16 protein-coding genes and 1 pseudogene are annotated in these 22,103 nt (G+C 71.6%); 10 read left to right on the top strand and 7 right to left on the bottom strand.

Annotation, left to right across the window (positions count from 1 at the left end; all coding sequences use genetic code 11):
• Positions 1-188: 188 nt before the first annotated feature.
• From ACWGJB_RS21750 to ACWGJB_RS21735, 4 genes are read left to right on the top strand one after another with little or no spacing between them, the layout of a single operon-like run.
• Complete coding sequence (locus tag ACWGJB_RS21750) at positions 189-1,103, top strand: carbohydrate ABC transporter permease (RefSeq protein WP_351744972.1); 915 nt, start codon at positions 189-191, stop codon at positions 1,101-1,103.
• Positions 1,100-2,002, top strand: coding sequence for a carbohydrate ABC transporter permease (locus ACWGJB_RS21745; RefSeq protein WP_453381777.1), 903 nt, complete (start codon positions 1,100-1,102; stop codon positions 2,000-2,002). The genes ACWGJB_RS21750 and ACWGJB_RS21745 overlap by 4 nt, the downstream gene beginning before the upstream one ends.
• Positions 2,003-2,004: 2 nt before the next feature.
• Positions 2,005-3,759, top strand: coding sequence for a hypothetical protein (locus tag ACWGJB_RS21740; protein WP_453381776.1), 1,755 nt, complete (start codon positions 2,005-2,007; stop codon positions 3,757-3,759).
• 15 nt (positions 3,760-3,774) lie between these two features.
• Positions 3,775-5,592 carry a hypothetical protein gene (locus ACWGJB_RS21735; RefSeq protein ID WP_453381775.1) on the top strand — a complete coding sequence of 606 codons (1,818 nt, stop codon included), beginning with the start codon at positions 3,775-3,777 and terminating at the stop codon, positions 5,590-5,592.
• 122 nt (positions 5,593-5,714) lie between these two features.
• Here the strand turns inward: ACWGJB_RS21735 and ACWGJB_RS21730 are convergent, their stop codons facing one another.
• Positions 5,715-6,362 (bottom strand): nucleoside/nucleotide kinase family protein, encoded by a 648-nt coding sequence (locus ACWGJB_RS21730; RefSeq protein ID WP_453381774.1) that lies wholly within the window; start codon positions 6,360-6,362, stop codon positions 5,715-5,717.
• Between the two features lie 77 nt (positions 6,363-6,439).
• Here ACWGJB_RS21730 and ACWGJB_RS21725 point away from each other — a divergent pair, with 77 nt between their 5' ends.
• Positions 6,440-7,174 (top strand): beta-phosphoglucomutase family hydrolase, encoded by a 735-nt coding sequence (locus ACWGJB_RS21725; protein ID WP_453381773.1) that lies wholly within the window; start codon positions 6,440-6,442, stop codon positions 7,172-7,174.
• Positions 7,171-9,516, top strand: a complete 2,346-nt coding sequence (locus ACWGJB_RS21720; RefSeq protein ID WP_453381772.1) for a glycoside hydrolase family 65 protein — start codon at positions 7,171-7,173, stop codon at positions 9,514-9,516. The genes ACWGJB_RS21725 and ACWGJB_RS21720 overlap by 4 nt, the downstream gene beginning before the upstream one ends.
• A gap of 200 nt (positions 9,517-9,716) precedes the next feature.
• On the opposite strand, the gene ACWGJB_RS21715 is transcribed toward ACWGJB_RS21720, so the two are convergent.
• Both ACWGJB_RS21715 and ACWGJB_RS21710 read right to left on the bottom strand, forming a co-directional pair.
• Positions 9,717-10,610, bottom strand: a complete 894-nt coding sequence (locus ACWGJB_RS21715) for a M56 family metallopeptidase (protein ID WP_453381771.1) — start codon at positions 10,608-10,610, stop codon at positions 9,717-9,719.
• Positions 10,607-10,990 carry a BlaI/MecI/CopY family transcriptional regulator gene (locus ACWGJB_RS21710; protein WP_351323859.1) on the bottom strand — a complete coding sequence of 128 codons (384 nt, stop codon included), beginning with the start codon at positions 10,988-10,990 and terminating at the stop codon, positions 10,607-10,609. The genes ACWGJB_RS21715 and ACWGJB_RS21710 overlap by 4 nt, the downstream gene beginning before the upstream one ends.
• A gap of 147 nt (positions 10,991-11,137) precedes the next feature.
• Here ACWGJB_RS21710 and ACWGJB_RS21705 point away from each other — a divergent pair, with 147 nt between their 5' ends.
• A complete protein-coding gene (locus ACWGJB_RS21705; RefSeq protein WP_453381770.1) occupies positions 11,138-12,085 on the top strand; it encodes a lysylphosphatidylglycerol synthase domain-containing protein in 948 nt (315 codons plus the stop codon).
• 46 nt (positions 12,086-12,131) lie between these two features.
• On the opposite strand, the gene ACWGJB_RS21700 is transcribed toward ACWGJB_RS21705, so the two are convergent.
• Entirely contained in the window at positions 12,132-12,833 is a 702-nt protein-coding gene (locus tag ACWGJB_RS21700; protein ID WP_453381769.1) for a phosphatase PAP2 family protein, read from the bottom strand.
• 240 nt (positions 12,834-13,073) lie between these two features.
• Here ACWGJB_RS21700 and efeU point away from each other — a divergent pair, with 240 nt between their 5' ends.
• The 3 genes from efeU (at position 13,074) to ACWGJB_RS21685 (ending at position 17,910) form a co-directional block, all read left to right on the top strand.
• Positions 13,074-15,272 carry an iron uptake transporter permease EfeU gene (efeU, locus tag ACWGJB_RS21695; protein WP_453381768.1) on the top strand — a complete coding sequence of 733 codons (2,199 nt, stop codon included), beginning with the start codon at positions 13,074-13,076 and terminating at the stop codon, positions 15,270-15,272.
• 47 nt (positions 15,273-15,319) lie between these two features.
• Positions 15,320-16,591, top strand: a complete 1,272-nt coding sequence (efeB, locus tag ACWGJB_RS21690; RefSeq protein ID WP_453381767.1) for an iron uptake transporter deferrochelatase/peroxidase subunit — start codon at positions 15,320-15,322, stop codon at positions 16,589-16,591.
• 140 nt (positions 16,592-16,731) lie between these two features.
• Positions 16,732-17,910, top strand: a complete 1,179-nt coding sequence (locus ACWGJB_RS21685; protein ID WP_453381766.1) for a HoxN/HupN/NixA family nickel/cobalt transporter — start codon at positions 16,732-16,734, stop codon at positions 17,908-17,910.
• Positions 17,911-17,920: 10 nt separating this feature from the next.
• Here ACWGJB_RS21685 and ACWGJB_RS21680 read toward each other — a convergent pair whose 3' ends face one another.
• The 3 genes and pseudogenes from ACWGJB_RS21680 to sthA form a co-directional block, all read right to left on the bottom strand.
• Positions 17,921-18,880: a hypothetical protein gene (locus tag ACWGJB_RS21680; protein ID WP_453381765.1), complete on the bottom strand. Its 960-nt coding sequence runs from the start codon at positions 18,878-18,880 to the stop codon at positions 17,921-17,923.
• A 12-nt stretch (positions 18,881-18,892) separates the two neighbouring features.
• Positions 18,893-20,365: an APC family permease gene (locus tag ACWGJB_RS21675; RefSeq protein WP_453381764.1), complete on the bottom strand. Its 1,473-nt coding sequence runs from the start codon at positions 20,363-20,365 to the stop codon at positions 18,893-18,895.
• Positions 20,366-20,658: 293 nt separating this feature from the next.
• Positions 20,659-22,054, bottom strand: a pseudogene (gene sthA, locus ACWGJB_RS21670) (Si-specific NAD(P)(+) transhydrogenase).
• Between the last annotated feature and the right edge of the window lie 49 nt (positions 22,055-22,103).

Raw genomic sequence — 22,103 nt, 5'->3', positions numbered from 1 at the left:
GCCTCCTCCCCCTCCCAACCCCCTCCTCTGTGCCGCACCCTCCCCGTGGGGTGTGTTGGGCGTGGCTGTGGGGGGGGGGGGGGGGGTCCCCCCCCCCCCCCCCCCCCCCGGCCCTGGGCGTCACGTGATGCCGGGCTCATGGGGTTGAGCCCACTGCAATCCATTCCACCAGCACGGAAGTCAGGAAGATGACAAAAAGCGCCGCGGACGTGTCCGTGAGCCCGCCCAGGCGACGACGCAGCACCTACACCCTCGCGCCGCTCGTCCTCATCGCGGCCAATGTCGTGCTCTTCGCACTGTTCTTCGTGTGGCCGGCGGTGATCGGGCTCGTCTATTCCTTCACGAACTACACGGGCGTGGGGGCGTTCCAGTTCGTCGGACTGGACAACTACCACAACCTGTTCGGGGACTCCGCCTTCTACGACGCGCTGACCCGGACGCTGCTGTACGCCGTCCTCTTCGTTCCCCTGAACTTCGCGCTCTCACTGCTCGCCGCCAACCTGCTGGTGAGCAAGCACGCCAAGGGCGCGTCCGTCGCCCGTGTCATCTTCTTCATCCCGTGGCTGCTGTCGCCCATCGTCGTGGGTGTCCTGTGGCGGTGGCTGTTCGGCGAGAACTTCGGACTGGTCAACTACGTCATCGAGAAGTTCGGCGGGTCCGCCGTTCCGTGGCAGTCGAACGCGGACCTGTCGCTGCTGGTGGTGGTGTTCGCGGCATCCTGGGCCTGGACGGGCTTCTCGATGCTGCTGTTCATCGCGGCGATCAAGAACGTGCCGGTGTCGTACTACGAGGCGGCCTCGCTCGACGGCGCCGGCCCCTGGCGCCAGTTCATCAGCATCACGCTGCCGAGCATCGCGCCCACCTCGTTCATCGTGATCCTGCTCAACACGATCAACGCGATGAAGGAATACCCGGTGTTCGTCTCCCTCAACAACGGCGGACCCGGAACCTCGAACAACCTGCTTGTCCAGTACATCTATCAGACCGGCTTCCAACGGGGCCAGATCGGCTACGCGAGCGCCGCGTCGTTCGTGCTCATGCTCATCCTGATGGCCGTCGCGATCATCCAGCTGATCGTCAACCGGCGGGTGGAGAACCGATGACAACCACAGACATGCCCCGCCCGGTCGACGCCGATCCCGGACGGCCCGTCTCCAAGAAGCGGCCCCGCGGCGCGGGCAGCGGCGGGTTCCGGCGGGCGGTACCCGCGACGACACTGCTGTGGATCATGGCGTGCCTCTACGGGCTGCCGGTGCTGTGGTTCATCCTCAGCTCCCTCAAGCCGGCCGGGGATCTGTTCTCCTATCCGCTGACGCTGATTCCGCACCACCCCACCCTGTCGGGTTACTCCCAGGCGTGGCGCAGTGCCAACTTCTCCCAGTACTTCATCAACACGACCATCGTGTGCGTGATCACGACGCTCCTCACGGTGGGCGTCAGCTGCTGCACCGGATACGCGCTGGCCAAGTACGACAACAAATGGCTCAAGGCGTTCTTCATCTGCATCCTGGCCACCACGATGCTGCCCGGCGAGGTCATGCTCGCCCCGGAGTTCCTGGTGGTCCGCAACCTCGGCCTCTACAACTCGTTCGCCGGCATCATCCTCCCGGCCGTGCTCACCGCGACCGGATGCTTCATGTTCCGCCAGTTCTTCCTGACGGTTCCCGACGAACTCGTGGAAGCCGCACGCATCGACGGCGCCCGCGAACTGTCGATCTTCCTGCGGATCATGGTGCCGCTCTCCCGGCCCATCATGCTGACCCTCGCCATCCTGTCCTTCCAGTGGCGGTGGAACGACTACATCTGGCCGCTTCTGATGCTGAACGACCCCAACAAGTTCACCGTGCAGATCGGCATCCAGAGCATCGTCGGCGCACAGAACATCAACTGGTCGGTCCTGCTCGGCGCATCGGTCATCTCCATGATCCCGCTGATCATCATCTTCCTGGTCTTCCAGCGCTACGTCATGGGCGCCGACATCAACGCCGGACTGAAGGACTGACCGTGTCCACCCCGCTCGACCACGAGTTCGTCCGCGCAGCGGCCGGCGCCGCCGACCGGCTGGCCGTTCCGCTGGCGGCCGGCCCCGACGAGGAACCCGCCGGTGTGACCCACCGCGTTCTGGCCCGCCGGGTGAAGACACTGGTCGCGGCGTACCGCTCCCCGGACTCGGCACTGCACGGCAGCGGGCAGGCCGTCGCCGCCGCGATGGCCCACCTCGGCGCCCTCCGGGCCGCGCAGACCACCACCGGCCTCTTCGCCGGCGGCGACAACGTGCAGTCACCGCCCGACTCCGCGTTCACCGTCAACGACGTGTGCGACGCGCACGTCCTCGCCGTGGGCGCGGGGCCGGAACTGCGCGACGTCACGGCCGCGCTCGCCGGGATCGCCGGCGCCGCCTCCGACGCTCTCCTGACCGGTGGGGTGCACACCCCGAACCACCGCTGGGAGCTGTGCGCGGCGCTGGCCCGGCTGCACCGGTCGTTCCCGCACAGCCGACTGCTCGACCGCATCGACGCGTGGCTCGCCGAGGGCGTCGACATCGACGCGGAGGGCCTGTACTCGGAGCGGAGCGCCAACTACGCGGCCCACGTGTCCAACCCGTCGCTGCTGCTCCTGGCCGACGTCCTCGGCCGCACCGACCTGTGGGACGCCGTCGAACGCAACCTCACCGCGACCCTGGACCTCATCAGACCGGACGGCACGGTGGAGACCGTCCACTCGCGACGGCAGGACCAGAACCACCCGTTCCCGCTGGCGCCCTACCTGGCGCACTACCGGCTGCTCGCGATCCGTACCGGCCGGGGCGACTTCAGCCGGGCGGCGGGGTGGGCAGCAGCCGGCGGTGTCGACGACCCCAACCTGCTCGCCGAGACCCTCCTCACCCCCGACCTGTGCCGCGTGCTGCCGGCACCGGCACCGGAACCCCTTCCCCGCGGCCGGTACATCGCCACGGCGCGCCTCGCCGCACGTGCCTCCGCCGCCGCGCACGGCGTCCTGTACGGCGGCTCGGACGTGCCCGAGCACCGGCGCATCCGCTCGGGCCTCGCCTGCAATCCCACCTTCCTGCGCCTGTTCGCCGGTGACGCCGTCCTCGACGCGGTCCGCCTCTCCCGCGGATTCTTCGACCTGGGCCCGTTCCGCGCCGCCGACATGCGACAGTTCGCCGACCACCGGTACCGGCTCACCGAAACCCTCACGGCCGCCTACTATCAGCCGCTCCCGCCGGAACGGCGACGGGACGACGGCGCCTACCGAATGGCGGACGAGGGACGCTTCTCGGCCGCGATGGCCTTCCCGGACCGGCCCCGGGACGAGGTCTCCCACACGACCCGCGTCGAAGCGGATCTGCGGGAAGACGGTGTCGACCTGCGGATCGACATCAGTGGACCACGGGTGCCCTGGGCCCTCGAACTGACCTTCCGGCCGGGCGGCGTGCCAGAGGGCGCCGTGCCGATCGGCGACGGACAGTGGTGCGTGACGACCGGGCCGATGACCTACCGGGTCGGTGACGACGAGATCCGGGTCGAGGCCGACGTCGAGGCAGGCGAACCCCTTGCAGGGCCGGACCGGAGCGAGGTACTGCGGTACGACCCCGGTCAGGATTACACCGTGGTGGGCGGCACCGACGCGACGACCGGGAACCGCGTCTACATCGGAGGGCACGGCCCCCACACACTGACCGTCGCGCTGCGCGCCCGCCGTCCCTCGCCCGTCGTCCGACCCCGACGAACCACACCATGGCCACCTCCGGCATGAAGGGCTGATCCACCCATGCACCTGCCGCGCCAGCTCGGCCCGCTGCACGACCTGCCGTCCACCCCCGAGGCGTACGACGTGGTCCTCGCCGACGTCGTGGAGCAGGCCCTGGCCCGCCTCACGCCCGAGGGCAACCTCGAACACCCCGACGCCGACGACGACATCGGCGACACCTCCCTCGGCGTCACCTCGCTGCTGGCCCTCGCCTGGCAGCGCGCCAAGGACCCGCGGCTGCCGGAGGCCGTGCACCGCAGCCTCGCCTTCCATCTGGGCGAGCGCGTCTACACCGAGGACAACCCCGGCTACCCGAACCTGACGGTCCGCGACTCGGGCCTCCCGTACGCCCGTTACGTCCTGGCGCCGGGCGCGCACCCGATCGGGGACTGGCCCAGCACGGTGTGGGCGCTGCTCCAGGCCGTCAACGTCCTCGACCTCGCGGACGGCCTGGTCGACGACGAACAGCGCACCGCGCTGACCGAGGTGGGCCGTGGCTACTGGCGCTGGCTCACCGAAACCACCTTCTTCAACCCGCAGGAGGCCGGCAACCAGGCGATCGGGTGCGTGGTCGGCGGACTGATGCTGGCCCGCCACCTTCCCGCCGGGGAAGGCGAGCAGGTCCGCAGGCGGGCGCTGGCCCTGTACACCGACAACATCCGCGCCCACCGCGTCCTGGACCGGGGCGCCCTGCTGCCCCCCGAGCACGGCGGCGCCTACGACAACAACTACGGCCCGATCTCCCTGTCCTTCCTCGCCCAGGCCCACCGGATCAGCGGCGAGGCGATGTTCGCGGAGGACGGCGACGCGCTCGCCCGCTACCTCGACGCCCGCCTGCCGGGCGGCGGCTTCGACAACGGCGGCCCCCGCTACAGCGAACAGCACTCCGGCTTCGAGTCCGTCCTGGGGCTGCGCTACTTCGGCGCCCGGATCGGCTCCGACCTGGGCCGCTACCGGGGCGACACCAACTGGGGCCGGCACGCGGTCAAGGCGGACGGCGGTGTCGACGGGCACTTCGCGTGGATGCTGGTCTGGCAGATCCAGGACACCACGCCCTGGCACCGCACCCCCTCGACCGTCCCGGCCCGCCACCAACTCCGCGCGGGCACCGTCTCGGTGGCCTTCGACCACCGGATGACCCCGGCACTGATCGAGGCGGCCGGCACCTACCACCTCCCGGCGGCGGTGAACCGGCAGCACGGCTTCGGCCCGGTCCTGGACGGCTTCCTGTACTGCCGGCCGATGGGCGAGGTCCGGGTCCGGGACCTGCACGCCGACGGCCTGGCCGCCAAGCTGGTCAGCAAGCCGGTCGTGGGCCGCGACCACGTGCTGCGCCACGTGCGCTCCCTGTACGTCACGGACGGCACCCGGCTGTGGGTGACGGTGGCCGTCGAGCGCCTGGCCGGGACGCCGTACCTGCTGGCCGGGCTGCCGTACGCGGCGGACGACGGCGACCGGGTGCGCCGGGCCGCCGAGGGCGAGATCGCCGCCGCGGGCGCGCTGCGCCTCACCCACCCCGCACAGCAGGGCGCCGACCACTTCGACGCGCGTGCCGAACTCACCCAGGAGCAGGCCGCGTTCGCACTCGCCGCCGACCCGCGTGGCTACGGCAACCCGGACGAGGGCTGGCGCCACCTGGTCACCTCCACGGCGTACGAGGCCGAACCGGCGCCGGGCGCACCACCGCACCTGCATGTGTTCGCCGTACGGTACGGGCCCGGCGGAGACTTCACGCCGTCCTTCGAAGGCGATCTGACCGTGCACACCGAGGCGTTCACGGCCGTCATCGAGACCGAGGACGCCCACGGCGATCCCGGGCTCGCCCTCACCGGCGGCTGAGCGCTCCGCTGCAAGCGCCGTGCCGTGCCGCGCCGTCGTTCGGCTGCTGCGCCGTCGTGGCTGGTCGCGCAGTTCCTCCCCCAGCCTTCGGCCGGGGGTACCCCCAGCGCCCCTTTGGGGCGCTACGGCGTGGGCAGCGCGGCCTCCGGGACCACCAGGTCCGCCCGGTCCCGGGTCGCCGCGACGAGATCGGCGTTGCGCTGGTCGGTGCCCGCCACCCAGGCCACCGCCTGCGCGTGCCCCTTGCCGAACTCCTCGTGCCGGGCGACCAGCCGCCGTATCCGCTCGGCCTCGTCGATCTCGCAGAACCACACCTCGTCCAGGGACGGCCGCACCCGCGCCCACGCACCCTCCGCCAGCAGCAGGTAGTTGCCCTCCGTCACCACCAGCCGGGCCGTCGGCGGTACCGGGATCACGCCCGCCAGCGGCTGCTCGAGGACCCGCTCGAAGCCCGGCGCGTACACCACCTCGCCGGTGCCCTCGCGCACCCGCCGCAGCAGCGCCGCGTACCCGGCCGCGTCGAAGGTCGCGGGCGCGCCCTTGCGGTCCCGCAGGCCCAGCCGGTCCAGTTCGACGTCGGCCAGATGGAAGCCGTCCATGGGCACCTGCGCCACCCACGGCTCGCCGGCGCCGTTCAACTCGCGCACCAGACGCTCGGCGAGCGTGGTCTTGCCGGCGCCGGGGCTGCCCGCGATACCGAGGATCGCGCGCGGACCGCGTCCGGTGAGTGAACGGGCCCGGTCGAGGAGGTCGTCGAAAGTCAGCGGCACGCAAAAAGTGTGACATCAGGCCCGGGATGTGGTGTGTACCACCCCCTGGAAGCCGCCTGGTGGGGAAGATGCCGGACATGACAGCACTCGGTCTGCCCGACACCATCCAGGCCTGTCTCTTCGATCTCGACGGGGTCGTCACCAAGACGGCCGTCGTGCACGCGGCGGCCTGGAAGGAGACCTTCGACGCCTTCCTGCGCGGCTACGACGGCCAGCGGTCCTTCGACGCGGTCGCCGACTACGACGAGTACGTCGACGGACGCCCGCGCGCCGACGGGGTCCGCGGCTTCCTCGACTCCCGTGGCATCCACCTGCCCGAGGGCACCCCGGACGACCCGCCGGACGCCGCCACCGTGCACGGCCTCGGCAACCGCAAGAACGAACTGCTCCTGGAGAAGATCCGCACCGACGGCGTCGAGGCCTACGACGGCACCCTGCGCTACCTGGAGGCGGTCCGCGCGCGGGGACTGCGCACCGCGATCGTCTCCTCCAGCGCCAACTGCCGTGACGTGCTGCGCTCGATCGGCGCCGAGCACTTCTTCGACGTCCGCATCGACGGGGTGGTGGCCGCCGAGCGCCATCTGCCCGGCAAGCCGCACCCGGACACCTTCCTGGCCGCCGCCCACGACCTCGGCGTCGAGGCCGCCCACGCCGCCGTCTTCGAGGACGCCCTCGCCGGCATGGACGCGGGTCGCGCCGGCCGATTCGGGTACGTCGTCGGCGTGGACCGCGTCGGCCAGACGGACGCCCTGTACGCACACGGCGCGGACACCGTCGTGAAGGACCTCGCCGAGCTGGGAGGCAAGGAGTGATCACCCAACGGTCGTACGCCGTGGAGCCCTGGACGGTCCGCGAGACCGCCCTCAACCTCGACGTGCTCGCGCAGAGCGAGTCGGTGTTCGCGCTGTCCAACGGGCATGTCGGCTGGCGCGGCAACCTCGACGAGGGCGAACCGCACGGCCTGCCCGGCAGCTACCTCAACGGTGTGCACGAGGTGCACCCGCTGCCGTACGCCGAGGCCGGCTACGGCTACCCCGAGTCCGGGCAGACCGTCATCAACATCACCAACGGCAAGATCCTGCGGCTGCTCGTGGACGACGAGCCCTTCGACCTGCGCTACGGCCGGCTGGTCGCCCATGAGCGGGTCCTCGACCTGCGCCGGGGCGTGCTGGAGCGGACCTGCGAGTGGACCTCGCCGGCCGGGTCCACCGTGCGGGTGCGCTCGACCCGGCTGGTGTCGCTGACCCAGCGGGCGGTGGCCGCCGTCGCCTACGAGGTCGAGGCCGTCGACCGGCGCTGCCGGATCGTGATCCAGTCCGAGCTGGTCGCCAACGAGCAGCTGCCCGGTGCGAACGGCGACCCGCGCGCCGCGGTGGCGCTGGAGTCACCGCTGGAGCAGGAGGACGACTTCGCCTCCGGGCGCCGGCTGCGCCTGGTGCACCGCACCCGGCGCAGCGGCCTGCGGGTCGCGGTCGCCGCCGACCACACGGTCGCCGGTCCCGGGGGGACCACCACACAGGCCGAGAGCGACACCGACGTGGCCCGGCTGACCGTCACCTCCGTGCTGGAGCCGGGGGAGCGGCTTCGGGTGGAGAAGTTCGTCGCCCACGGCTGGTCCGGGGTGCGCTCGCTGCCCGCCATGGCCGACCAGGTGGACGCGGCCCTGGCGGCCGCCGCGCACGAGGGCTGGCAGGGGCTCGCCGACGACCAGCGCGGCTACCTGGACGACTACTGGTCCCGCGCCGACGTGGAGGTGGACGGTGACGAGGAGGTCCAGCAGGCCGTCCGCTTCGCCCTCTTCCATGTGCTGCAGGCGGGGGCCCGCGCCGAACAGCGCGCGATACCCGCCAAGGGCCTGACCGGCTCCGGATACGACGGGCACGCCTTCTGGGACACCGAGATGTTCGTGCTGCCCGTCCTCACCCACACCGCCCCCGACGCCGTCGCCGAGGCGCTGCGCTGGCGCTACAACACCCTGCCGGCCGCCCGTGAACGCGCCACCCAACTGGGCCTGGACGGGGCCGCGTTCCCCTGGCGGACCATCGCGGGCTCGGAGGGCTCGGCGTACTGGCCGGCCGGCACCGCGGCCTTCCATGTCAACGCCGACGTCGCCGACGCGGTGGTCCGCTATGTCGCCGCCACCGGCGACACCGACTTCGAACGGGACACCGGCGTCGAACTGCTCGTGGAGACCGCCCGGCTGTGGCGCTCGCTCGGCCACCACGACAGCCGCGGCGCCTTCCACATCGACGGCGTCACCGGCCCCGACGAGTACAGCGCGGTCGCCGACGACAACACCTACACCAACCTGATGGCCCGGGCGAACCTGCTGGCCGCCGCCGACGCCGTCGAACGCCACCCCCGGCAGGCCGCGCGGCTCGGCGTCGACGCGGAGGAGAGCGCAGCCTGGCGGGACGCCGCCGACTCCGTGCACGTCCCCTACAACCACGAACTCGGCGTCCACGAACAGCACGCCGGGTTCACCCGCTACCAGCGGTGGGACTTCGCCGGCACCAGCCCCGAGCAGTACCCGCTGCTGCTGAACTTCCCCTACTTCGACCTCTACCGCAAACAGGTCGTCAAACAGGCCGACCTGGTGCTGGCGATGTACACCTGCGGGGCCTACTTCGACGAGGAGCACATCGTCCGCAACTTCGCCTACTACGAGCCGCTGACGGTGCGCGACTCCTCCCTGTCCGCCTGCTGCCAGGCCGTCGTCGCCGCCCAGGCCGGGCATCTGACGCTGGCGCACGCCTACACGGCCGAGGCCGCGCTGATGGACCTCGACGACCTGGAGCACAACACCCGCGACGGACTGCACATCGCCTCTCTGGCCGGCACCTGGATGGCGCTGGTGGCCGGCTTCGGCGGGATGCGCCACTACGACGACGGCGCCCGGTTCGCGCCCCGGCTGCCGGAGCGGCTGCGCCGGCTCGCTTTCAATCTGCAACTGCGGGGCAGCAGACTGCGCGTGGAGATCGGCGCCGACAAGGCGACCTACTCCCTCCTCGAGGGACCGCCGCTCACCGTCCACCACCACGGGGAGCCGGTCACGGTCAGCACCGACAACCCCGCGGTACGCGCGGTGCCGCCGGCCAGGCCGGGGCCGACGCCGGGGCAGCCGCTGCACCGGGCGCCGAGCCGGCCGGCCTGAGGGCAGCGCCCCGTCTTGGGGGCGCTGGGGGTACCCCCGGCCGAAGGCTGGGGGAGGAACTGCGCGATCAGCCACAACGCACCGGCACTCCGCGACGCATCCGCACCCCTACGGTGCAGCCAGAGAAGACCTGCGATCGGTCGTCCGCGCCGCCGTCGTGGCTGGTCGCGCAGTTCCCCGCGCCCCCAACGGGGGGCGCCTCACGTCAGGGCGTTCACCAGTAGCCCCACCAGGTCGCTGGTCGCGTCGGCCGCGAACAGTGCCGCCAGTGCACCCAGCACGAGTACGGCCGCGGCGGCCGGCCACAGGGAGGGCGGCGGGCTGGTCTGGAGCGCCGCGACCCGGCGGGTGACCGCGCGGTCCGTGAAGTTCAGGGCGCACGCCGGGCGGGCGCGGCCCGCGCTGAGCGCCGCCCGGGCCAGCGCCCGGGCGGTGGTTCCGCGGTCCCCGACCTCGGTCGCCGCCTGTTCGTCAGCCCACCGCTCCACCAGGAAGGTCACGGCCGCTCGGACCGGGCCGAGCAGCGGGTTGGCGGCCGCGGCGAGGGTCGCCGCCGTCACCATGCGGCCGTGCCGGTACGTCAGATGGGCCCGCTCGTGAGCCAGCAGCACCCGCCGCTCGGCCGGTGCCAGCGCGCTCAGCATCGCCGAGGTGACCAGGATCCGGCCCGGCCGGCCCGGGATCGCGAACGCCTGCGGCACCTCGCAGGCGGCCACCACCAGTTCGGTGTCCTCCGGATGCCCCTCGCACAGCCGCCGCAGCGCCCGCCGGGTCCGGCGCTCGGCGCGCACCGCCCGCTGTACCCGCCACACCACCACGGCCAGCGCGAGGCAGGCGGCGAGGCCGATCGCCTCGGGTACCGGGTCGGTCAGCGGGCGGCCGTCCTCGCGGGCCTCCCGGATCACCGGCGGGGCGTCGCCCAGCAGGGCGGTGGTCAGCAGCACCAGGGACCAGGTGGTCGCGGCGGCGGTCAGTGCGGCGGCGGCGGTCAGCACGCGCGCGGCCAGGGCCGGGGCCACCCGGCGGCCGATCAGCGGACTGAACAACGGCAGCAGCAGGGACACCAGCAGCGGGGTGTACACGTCGAACCTCATGCGCCGCCCCCGGCGAACAGGTTGCGCAGCGCCCGCTCCTCCTCCGCGCTCAGCCCGGACACGAACTGCTGGAGGGCAGCGATCGGGTCGGGCCCCCGGTCCAGGGCCTCGTGCATGGCCTCGGCGGTCAGCTCGGCCGCGTTCTTCGCCGGCCGGTAGGCACCGCGCCGCCCGTCGGCGTCCCGCAGCACCAGCCCTTTGTCGTACAGCCGCTTGAGGATGGTGTGGACCGTGTTGTAGGCGAGTCCGCCGCCGATCTCGGACTGGATCTCGGCCGGGGTCAACGGGCGTTCGGTCGCCCACAGGGCTGCCAGCACTTCGCTCTCCAGCTCTCCTGCGCTGCGCCGCTCCGCCCTGCCGCGGGACCCTGTGCCAGCCATGGCACAACCTTACAGCGCGTAGTGCCGACGTTCGTATGGACGTACCTGCGCGGCCTCCACCAGTAATTCTCGTTAGTTTGTCAGTGTTTGTCCCTGAAGCCCAAGAACGGTCCTGCGAGCTCTAGGGGAACAGGGGTGGGTGCCTCGATGGTCCCGAACGTGAACGCCACGCCCGTCATGGGCCGCCGAGGCGTCTACTGGCAGACCGGCCTCTGCCTCGCCCTGCTGGCCGGTGCGGGCTGGCTGCTCCGCCGGCACTGGCCGACCGTGGAGCACGGGGCGCTCCGGCTCGCCGTCGCCGACCAGGGCTGGCTGCTCGTGGCGGCCCTGGCGGCGGTCGGCACCTGGGCGTCCTCGGCCCTCGCCCAGCAGGGCGCGGTCGTCCACCGGCTGCCCGGCGGGCGCCTGGTCGCCGCGCAGTTCGCCGCCTCGGCCGCCAACCATCTGCTGCCCGCCGGGCTCGGCGCGGGCGCGGTGAACCTGCGCTTCCTGATGCGCTGCGGCCTCCCGGCAGGCCGCGGTGCGTCGGCCCTGGCGGTCAAGGCCGCCGCCGGTGCCGTGGTCCGCCTGGTCCTGATCGCCGTCCTCGCCCCCGCCTGCCCGGGACTGCTGCGGATCCCGCACGTGTCCGTGGCGGCGCTCCTCGCGGTGAGCGCCGCGGCCGTCCTGCTCGTCGTCCTGATCCGGGCCCGGGTGTGGACCCGCTGCCGGGGCGCGGTGACCGCCGTGGCCGCCGACATCCGGGCCCTGCACACCCGCCCCGTCCGCGCCGCCGCGCTGTGGGGCGGCTCCCTCGCCTTCGCCGGGCTGCACGCCCTGGTCCTGATCGCCGTGGCCCGGGCGGTCGAACTCTCGCTGTCCCCGGCCCGGGTGGCGCTGCTGTACCTCGCCGCCAGCGGCGCCGCCGCGCTGCTGCCCACGCCCGGCGGGCTCGGCTCGCTCGACGCGGCCCTCGCCCTCGCCCTGACCGCCTCCGGGACCCCGGCCGCCGCGGCCGCCTCCGCCGTGCTCGGCTACCGGCTGCTGACCATGTGGCTGCCGCTGCTGCCGGGCCTGCTGGTCCTCGGGCTGCTGGTCCGGCGCCGGGCACTGTGACCGGGCGGGCCGCACCAGGAGAAAGTCCGGCGGCGTCGCCCCGACTTCAACCGCCGTGCTTCCCGCCGGTCTCCGTCACCGGACTCTCCGGTACGTCGTCCGGGGCCCCCGGAAGCGGCAGCCAACGGGCGGCCACGCACCAGCAGACCCCGAGCCAGCCGACCGCGAAGAGCCAGCCGCCGATCACGTCCGTGCACCAGTGCACGCCGAGGAACACCCGGGTGGCCCCGACGGCGAGTCCCCAGCAGGCGACGGCCACGCACCACGGTGTTCGGCCGCGTGGTGCCCGGATCCCCAGGGCCAGAACGACCAGACCGGCGGTCAGCGCGGACGTCGTGCTGTGGCCGGACGGGAACGACCAGCCGGAGGCGTGTGTGCGCCAGTAGGCCTGCGGCGGCCGGGCCCGGGCGATCAGCTCCAGCACGCCGTACCGGGCCGCCTGGCCCAGGGCGAGGCAGGTCACGCAGAGGAGCACGGCGGCGATCCGCTGCCGCGGGGTGCGGCCCACGAGCAGCCCGGCCACCACGACCAGGGCGTACGGCACGACCCCGGTGCCGGTCGCGGTGAGCCCCCGGGCCACGGCCACCGCCACGGCCGGGCGATGAGCGAGGGACCAGGTCAGCAGGGTGCGGTCCAGGGTGAGCGGTGCGCCGTGGCGACCGGCCACGACCAGGGCCAGCACGGCGAACCCCGCCCAGGCGCCGAGGCCGACACTTCCCGCGAGCTCCGCGGTCTTCTTGCGGTTCATGACCCCGGTGGCGGCCCTCTCCTGCGCGATGACTGTCTACTGGAATGTAGACGATTGGCGCTCTGCCTGTGTTCCCGTTCGTGCGAGTCCGCGTCCGGTCGCGACCTTTGCCGCACCATTGCCAGTTCATGACTGACTGACTACACGGTTGTAGTCATCATGGTCGGCGGTAGTAAGGCATGCCTTCACTAAGTTCGAGCCGCAGGGCGGGGACGGGCCTGCCGGGGAGGGCTGCGACGGATGTGGGACGACGCGTTTCCGAGTTTCCTGATCGGGCTGAGGGAGGGCCTTGAGGCCGGCCTGATCGTCTCGATCCTCGTGGCCACCCTGGTCCGGGCCGGCGCCAGGAACCGGCTGTCACAGGTCTGGACGGGTGTCCTGGCCGCGATCGCACTGGCGCTGAGCTTCGGCGCGGTCCTCACCTTCACCGCAGCCTCGCTCTCCGCGACCGCCCAGGAGGCCTTCGGCGGGAGCCTCAGCGTGATCGCGGTCGCCTTCGTCACCGCGATGGTCTTCTGGATGCGCCGCTCGGCCCGCAGCCTCTCCGGCGAGATCAAGGAGAAGGTGACCGGCGCCCTGGCCATGGGCTCGGGCGTGCTGGTCGTCACCTCGTTCCTCGCCGTCGGCCGCGAGGGTCTGGAGACCGCGCTGTTCCTGTGGACCACCGCCCAGGCGGCCGGCGAGTCCGCGGGCCCGCTGACCGGCGCCGGGATCGGCCTGATCCTGGCGGCGGCCCTGTGCTGGGGGCTGTACCGCCGGGTCCTGAAGATCAACCTGACGAGGTTCTTCACCTACACCGGGGCCGTGCTGATCGTGATCGCGGCCGGCGTCCTCGGCTACGGGCTGCGGGACCTCCAGGAGGGCGGGGTCTTTCCGGGCCGGACGGCGTACGCCTTCGACCTGAGCGGCACCATCGACGCCGGCTCCTGGTACAGCACACTCCTCCAGGGCGTCCTCAACATCACCCCGGCCATGACCTGGCTCCAGGTGATCGGGTACGCCGGCTACCTCGCCGTGGTCATGACGCTGTTCGTGCGCGGGGTGCAGGCCACGGCACCGCGCCCGACCACCGTCGAGCCCGAGGCGCGGTCCACCGCGGACAAGCCGGAGCCGGAGCGGGAACCGGAATCGACGCCCACCGCGGACAAGCCGGGGCCGGAGTCGACGCCCGCCGCGGAGAACCAGCAGCCGCAACCGACGCCCGCCGCCGACAGCCCGGAACCGCGGCCGACGCCCACGGCCGACGGCCCCCGCCCACGGTCGGTCAGGGTGCCGCGTCGTCGGCCGGGCTGGGTGGTCCCCGTCGCCGTGGTCGCCGTCCCGGCCGTCGTCGCCGGACTCGTCGTCGCCTTCGCCCGGCCCAAGTCCACCGGCGGTGAGACCGTCGCCGTCTCCGAGACCGAGTGCGGCAAGGGCTTCACAGCGCCCGAGCCCGGCCGGCAGACCTTCCAGATGCGGAACACCGGCAGCAGGACCGCCGAGGTGTATCTGATCGATCCGAGCAGCAACGCCGTCTACGGCGAGGTCGAAGGTCTCGCCCCCGGTACCACCCGCGCCCTGGTCGCCACCGTCGCCGGCGGCACCTACGCCTGGCGCTGTGTCCCCTCCGGCGGCAGGGCCGTCACCTCCGCGTCGGTCACGGTCTCCGGCGGTGGCAGCGGAGCCCGGGCCGTCGTGCCGGTCTCCGAACAGGCTCTCGCGGCGCCCCTGAAGGCCTACAAGGCGTACGTGGGGCAGGGCCTGGCCACCCTCGTCGCCCAGACTCGCACGCTCGACGCCGACATCGCGGGCAACCACCTCGACGCGGCCCGCACCGACTGGCTGACCGCCCATCTCACCTACGCCTCGCTCGGTGCCGCCTACGGGACCTTCGAGGACTACGACCAGAAGATCAACGGCCGTGCCGACGGGCTCGCCGGCGGGGTGGCCGACAAGGACTTCGCCGGATTCCACCGGGTCGAGTACGGGCTGTGGCACGGGCAGTCGGCTGATCAGCTGAAGGCCCCCGCCCAGGCGCTCGCCGACGCGGCGGCCGGGCTCCAGAAGGCGTTCCCCGGCCAGGACTTCGATCCCGGCGACCTGCCGCTGCGCGCCCACGAGATCCTGGAGAACACCCTCCAGTTCGAGCTGACCGCCGACACCGACGAGGGCAGCGGCACCAACCTCGCCACCGCCGACGCCAACCTGGCCGGCACCCGCGAGCTGCTCACCGTGCTCAGGCCGCTGCTGACCACCCGTGCGCCCAGGCTGCTGCCGACCGTCGACTCCGACGTCGCCCGCCTGCAGAAGCTCCTGGAGGCCGAGCACCAGGGGGTGAGCTGGACCCCGGTCGAGCAACTGGACACCCTCACCCGGCAGCGGATCAGCGGAGCCACCGGCCAGCTCCTCGAGGACCTCTCCCCGGTGCCGGACCTCCTGGAGATCAGGAAGTCCGCCTGATGAACCCCGCACCGCACCAGTACCCGTACGACGAAGGGAACCCTCCGATGTCCGCTGCCGAGACCCCGTCCTGCCCGATGGGCGCGGGCCGCCGCTCCTTCGTGCGGACGGTACTGGGCGCCGGCGCCGCGGGCGCGGTCCTGGCCGGCGGAGGACTCGCGCTGAGCCAGGCCGGCTCCACCGCCGAGGCCCGGGCCGCCGACGCGAGCGGCACCGCCAGAGTCCCCTTCCACGGCACCCACCAGGCCGGCATCCTCACCCCCGCCCCGGCCGCCGCCACTTTCGTCTCCCTCGACGTCATCGCCGACACCCGACAGGACCTCGCCGACCTGCTGAGGACGATCACCGAGCGGGCCCGCTTCCTCACCTCCGGCGGCACCCCGGCCGACCTCGGCGTGGGCGCGCCGCCCGCCGACAACGGCATCCTCGGCCCCGAGGTCCCCTCCGACGCGCTGACCGTCACCGTGGGTGTCGGCGCCTCCCTCTTCGACGACCGTTACGGTCTGGCGAAGGCCAGGCCGGCCCGGCTGACCCCGATGCGGTCCTTCCCCAACGACAACCTGAAGCCCGCCGAGTGCCACGGCGATCTCTCACTGCAGATCTGCGCCGACAGCCAGGACACCGTGCTGCACGCGCTCCGCGACATCGCCAAGCACACCCGCGGTGCCATGCAGATCAAGTGGCGCGTGGACGGTTTCCAGAACGCCCCGCGCCCCACCGGCGCCCAGCGCAACCTGCTCGGCTTCAAGGACGGCATCGCCAACCCGGACGTGAACTCGGCCCGGGAGACCAGCCGGCTGATCTGGGTCGGCGACGGCCAGGGCGAGCCCGCCTGGACGGCGGGCGGCAGCTACCAGGTGATCCGGATCATCCGGATGCTGGTCGAGTTCTGGGACCGGGTCTCGCTCAGCGAGCAGGAGCTGATGTTCGGCCGCCGCAAGGACACCGGGGCCCCGCTGGACGGCGCCAAGGAGACCGACATCCCGCACTACGCCAAGGACCCGCAGGGCAACGCGATCCCGCTGGACGCCCACATCCGGCTCGCCAACCCGCGCACCGCCAGGACCGACAGCTCCCGCATCCTGCGCCGTGGCTACAACTACGACCGCGGTGTCGACGGCGTCGGCAACCTCGACATGGGCCTGGTCTTCTGCTGCTACCAGCAGGACGTCCGGCGCCAGTTCGAGGCGACCCAGACCCGGCTGATCGACGAGCCCCTCGTCGACTACATCTCCCCGACCGGCGGCGGTTACTTCTTCGCCCTGCCCGGCGTGAAGAACGGCAGGGACTGGCTGGGCAGCGGGCTGCTGGCCGCCTGATCGCCTTACCTTCCCTTTACCTTCTCGTGGGAAAGGTCTGCCACCGCCTTTAGTGCGAACGATTTGCAAGTACGGGAAGATGGCACAATGCTGCTGACCGCAGCTGCTCAACATGCTCGACCGAAGGATGCCACTTCCCGATGACGGCCGCCCCTGGTTCCGCTCCGTCCCCCCCCGCCCAGGCCGAGACCAAACGCTCGGCCTGGCGCCGTGTCCGGGGCTCCATGACACGGCAGGAGTGGATCAGGGTCGGCGGGATGGCCGCCTTCGTGCTCGCCCTGCATGTCATCGGCTGGGGCACCCTGGTCGGGATCATCGCCCCGCAGCACTTCAGCGTCGGCACTGCATCTGCCGGAGAATCGGCGGACTTCGGGATCGGCATCGGCGTCACCGCGTACACCCTGGGCATGCGGCACGCCTTCGACGCCGACCACATCGCCGCGATCGACAACACCACCCGCAAGCTGATGGGCGAGGGACAACGCCCGCTGTCCGTCGGCTTCTGGTTCTCGCTCGGCCACTCCAGCATCGTCTTCGGCCTCGCCCTGCTGCTCTCGCTCGGCATGAAGACCCTGGCCGGCCCGGTCCAGGACGACAACTCGCACCTCCACGAGGTCACCGGCCTCATCGGTACGACGGTCTCCGGGACCTTCCTCTACCTCATCGCCGGCATCAACCTCGTCATCCTGGCCGGCATCTGGAAGGTCTTCCGGCAGATGCGCTCCGGTGCCTACGACGAGGCCGCCCTGGAGACGCAGCTCAACAACCGCGGCTTCATGAACCGCTTCCTCGGCCGGGCCACCGGCTCCATCCGCAAGCCCTGGCAGATGTACCCGCTGGGCCTGCTGTTCGGCCTCGGCTTCGACACCGCCACGGAGATCGCCCTGCTGGTCCTGGCCGGCTCCGGTGCCGCCTCCGGTCTGCCCTGGTACGCCATCCTGACCCTGCCGGTGCTCTTCGCGGCCGGGATGTCGCTGCTGGACACCATCGACGGCTCGTTCATGAACTTCGCCTACGAGTGGGCGTTCTCCAAGCCCGTCCGCAAGGTCTACTACAACCTCACCATCACCGGCCTGTCCGTCGCCGTCGCCCTCATCATCGGCACGGTGGAACTCCTCGGCCTCCTCGCCGACAAACTGGACCTGCACGGTGCCTTCTGGGACTGGGTCTCCGGCCTCGATCTCAACACCGTGGGCTTCGTCATCGTCGGCCTGTTCTTCGCCACCTGGGCGATCGCCCTGCTGATCTGGAAGGCGGGCCGCATCGAGGAGAAGTGGACGACGGGCCTCGCCCGGTCCGCCGAGCAGACCGAGGCGTAGTCCGCCGCCGTCAGCCGCGGATCTTCAGGTCCGCCCGCCACTTGGCGATCTGCTTCTCCGCGTCACCGGTGTACGACCACGGGGTGCGGGTCACCCGCCGCCCCTGGATCCGCAGCAGGGCCGAGGCGATGTCCGTGACCCCCGCCTGGCAGGCCGCGTGCGTGAGGTAGTTGAGGTCACGCAGTTCGCCGGGGGCGACGGGCTCCTCACCGCGCTGGGCGATCCAGCGCTCCCAGGTGCGCCGTACGTCGCTGACCGCGCCGTCGTGTTTCCAGTGCTGGCCGTGCCCCACCGAGGTCTGCTGCCCGCTCGCCTCGTCCAGGGCGTAGCGGAACTCCTCGACGCGGGCGTACTGCACGAGGACCGGCAGTGCGCAGCCGGGCGGGGCGACCCCGGCCGCGTCCCGGGCGAAGTCGTACATCAGGCCGTGCGTGCCGTGCCAGCGCGCGGAGTAGTAGTGGAGCACCTGGAGATGGCCCTCCACGTTGTACGGGTCGCGCCGGTGCAACTCGTCCCACCAGCGGGCGAGTTCCTGCCGGCGCACGCCGGTCGGATACAGCCGTGCCACCGAGATCAGGGAGACCCAGGGGGTGGGGTCCTGCGGGTACGCCTCCGTGGCCGCCAGGCAGGCCAGTACGGCGGCGTCGATCCTGGACCGGTCGATCGGGGCACCCCGGCCCGCCGAGATGGCCAGGGTGAACGCCCGGGCCGTCTCGGTCGCCGCCCGCAGCGCCAGCGCGTCGGCGCCGTGCGGTTCCGCGGCCAGCCAGGACTCCGCCGTCGAACTGCCCGCGCAGGCCTGCGCAAGGAGACGCACCCGGTGTCCCCGGACCAGCCAGTCCGGGCCGGTGGCCCGCAGCAGGTCCCGCAGGCCCTGCCAGCGGCCGATGACGATGTCCTGCCGGGCCGAGGTGAGGGCGGTGTCCCCGCAGTCCGGGTCGAAGTCGGGGACGAAGCGGTCTCTCGCCATCGGGCACTTACCTCAGAAATCCGTGGGGAGGCCTTCGTAAGCCTGGGCCTGTGCGGTGGCGTGGTCGTCGGGCACGTAGTCGGCCTCGACGGTGTGGGTGGCGTCCAGCTTGGCAGGCCGGTAGTAGTCGCTGCCCTGTTTCCAGTACCAGAGCATCGGGATCAGGCCGACGGCCAGACCGCCGATGCCGATGGCGATCGCCGCGCCGCTCAGCTCGCTCAGCGACTCGACGAAGATCCAGAACATGAACACCGCGCCGAGCAGCGGCCACACCCCGCCGAGCAGGAAGTTGCCCGTGGACTTGAAGAGCATCTTGCGGTAGGCGACGACCACCGCGAGGCCCGCGAGACCGTAGTAGACCGCGATCTGGAGTCCGATGGCCGAGATGGCGTCGGAGAGGATCTCGCCCACCGAGCCCAGCGCGTTGGAGGCGATGAACATGAGCAGCGCCACCGCGCCGACCACGCCGATCGCCACGTACGGGGTGTTCCAGGTGCGGTGCACCTTGCCCAGCGCGGCCGGCATCGTGCGGTCGCGGCCCATCGCGAACAGCGAGCGGGTGACCTGGATGAGGGTCGTCTCCAGGGTGGCGATGGTGGACAGCATCACGCCGACGATCAGCAGCTTGCCGCCCCAGCCCGGCGCGATCTCGTCGCCCAGCACGGCCAGCACGTTGGCGTCGTTCGCCGCGATCTGGTCGGAGGAGAGGATGACGTTCACCGCGATGGTGAACACCTCGAAAAGGGCGAAGACGATGCCCACCCCGATCAGGCCCGCGAGTCCGGTCGTACGGCGGGAGTTGCGGGTCTCCTCGCTGAGGTTGCTGGTGACGTCCCAGCCCCAGTAGTAGAACGCGGCGATCAGCGCGCCCGAGGCGAAGCCGGAGACACCGTCGAAGTGGCTGAAGCCGAGCCACGACCAGTGGAAGGCGCGGGCGTTTCCGGTGTGGAAGAGGGCGAGCACCGCGAACAGCAGCAGGATCGCCAGCTCGATGCCGGACATCAGCAACTGGGCGCGGACCGTGAGGCGGGCGCCGCCGAGCACCACCGCGAGCATGACCAGGAACCAGGCGGCCCCGACCACCGTCGACAGCGCCACGTTGTCGGCGAGGCCCGCGTCGAACAGGGACAGCGTCATCGAGCCGGCGGGCAGTGAGCCGGCCACCATGAAGATGGTCGCCGACACCACGAGCGCCCAGCCGCTGACGAAGCCGAGGAAGGGATGCAGGGTGCGGCCCACCCAGGAGTAGCTGGCACCCGCGTTGACATCGATCCGGCCCAGGTAGCTGAAGGCCAGCGCGATGCCCAGCATGGGTATCGCGCACCACAGCAGCGCGGCCGGACTGGCCAGCCCCACCGCCCCCACCAGGACCGCGGTGGTCGCGGCCAGCGAGTACGCCGGTGCGCTGCCCGCTACGGCCATCACCACCGTGTCGAACGTGCCGAGGGCGTTGGCCTGCAGCCCTCTGCCCCTGTTGTTGCTCATGGTTGTGCTGCTTTCCGGTCGTGCAGGGCGCACGGGAGTGCAGGCCCGCGGTGGTACGGGGGGTGCACGACCCGCCTCGCAGCCGGTGAGGGTTGGCCTCGGGCAGGGGGCCGGTCGGAAGAGACAAAGGGGTGGTGAAGGCCGCATGCCGAGAGTCGGCGAACGGTCACACCGCGTGTGTGGGTGTGACTATAGCGGCACCCTTTGACCTTTCAAGCTGACCGACCGGTAATCACATATGCCACTTGGGGTGGCCAACCCCCACACCGGAAGCAGTGGTTCCCTGAGTCCCCTCAGTCCTCCAGCCGGTCGAGCTGTCGCAGCTTGTTGGTGGCGTCCAGAGCCGCGACCTTGTACGACTCCGCGAGCGTCGGGTAGTTGAACACGGCATCCACCAGGTAGTCGACCGTGCCGCCGCAGCCCATCACCGACTGACCGATATGGATCAGTTCTGTCGCTCCGGTACCGAAGCAGTGCACACCGAGCAGCCGTCGGTCGTCGGGGGAGACCAGGAGCTTGAGCATCCCGTGCGAGTCGCCGATGATCTGCCCCCGGGCCAGCTCCCGGTAGCGGGCCACGCCGACCTCGAACGGCACGCAGTCCTCGGTGAGTTGGTCCTCGGTCCGGCCGACGAAGCTGATCTCCGGGATGGTGTAGATCCCGATCGGCTGGAGGTTGTCCATCTGCCCGACCGGTTCCCCGAAGGCGTGGTAGGCGGCGACCCGACCTTGTTCCATCGAGGTCGCGGCGAGCGCGGGGAAGCCGATGACATCGCCGACGGCGTAGATGTGCGGCACCTCGGTGCGGAAGTGCTCGTCCACCTTGATCCGGCCCCGCCGGTCCGCGGACAGGCCCGCCTTGTCCAGGTCGAGTTCGTCGGTCAGGCCCTGCCGGCCCGCCGAGTACATCACCGTGTCCGCCGGTATCTTCTTGCCGCTCTCCAGCACGGTCAGGGTGCCCCGGGGGTGCCGCTCGACGGCGGCGACGGTCTCGCCGAACCGGAAGGTGACGGCAAGGTCCCTGAGGTGGTACTTGAGCGACTCGACGACCTCGACGTCGCACATGTCGAGCATGGCCGCGCGCTTCTCGACCACGGTGACCTTGCTGCCGAGCGCGGCGAACATCGAGGCGTACTCCATGCCGATCACACCGGCACCCACGATGACCATGGAGCGCGGCACCCGCTCCAGCGACAGCACGTTGTCCGAGTCCATGATGGTGCGGCCGTCGAACTCGACGCTGTCCGGGCGGGCCGGCCGGGTTCCGGTGGCGATGACGATGTGCTCCGCCGTCAACAGCCTTTCGTTGCCGTTCGGTTCGCGCAGGGCGACGGTGTGCGGGTCGACGAACCGGCCGGTGCCGGAGCAGAGGGTGACGTGGTTGCGGGAGAGCTGGTTGCGGATGACGTCCACCTCGCGGCTGACCACGTGCTGGGTGCGCGCGGTCAGGTCGGCGACGGTGATGTCCTCCTTCAGCCGGTAGCTCTGGCCGTAGAGATCGCGCTGGGTGAGACCGGTCAGATAGAGGACCGCCTCGCGCAGGGTCTTGGAGGGGATAGTGCCGGTGTGGATGGACACACCGCCGACCATCTCGGGGCTGTCGACCACGGCGACCCGGCGGCCCAGCTTGGCCGCGGCGATGGGGGGCGGGTGGGCCGCCGGGGCCGGTCCCAATTAGAGCAAGTGGGATTTTTGGCCCCAGGGGGGGGTGTGAGCAGGTGCCCCCCCGGCGCAAAAGA

The organism is Streptomyces sp. NPDC054813 (assembly GCF_053611365.1).
Note: the sequence above shows the minus strand (reverse complement) of the source record. Positions and strands in the feature narration are given on the sequence as shown.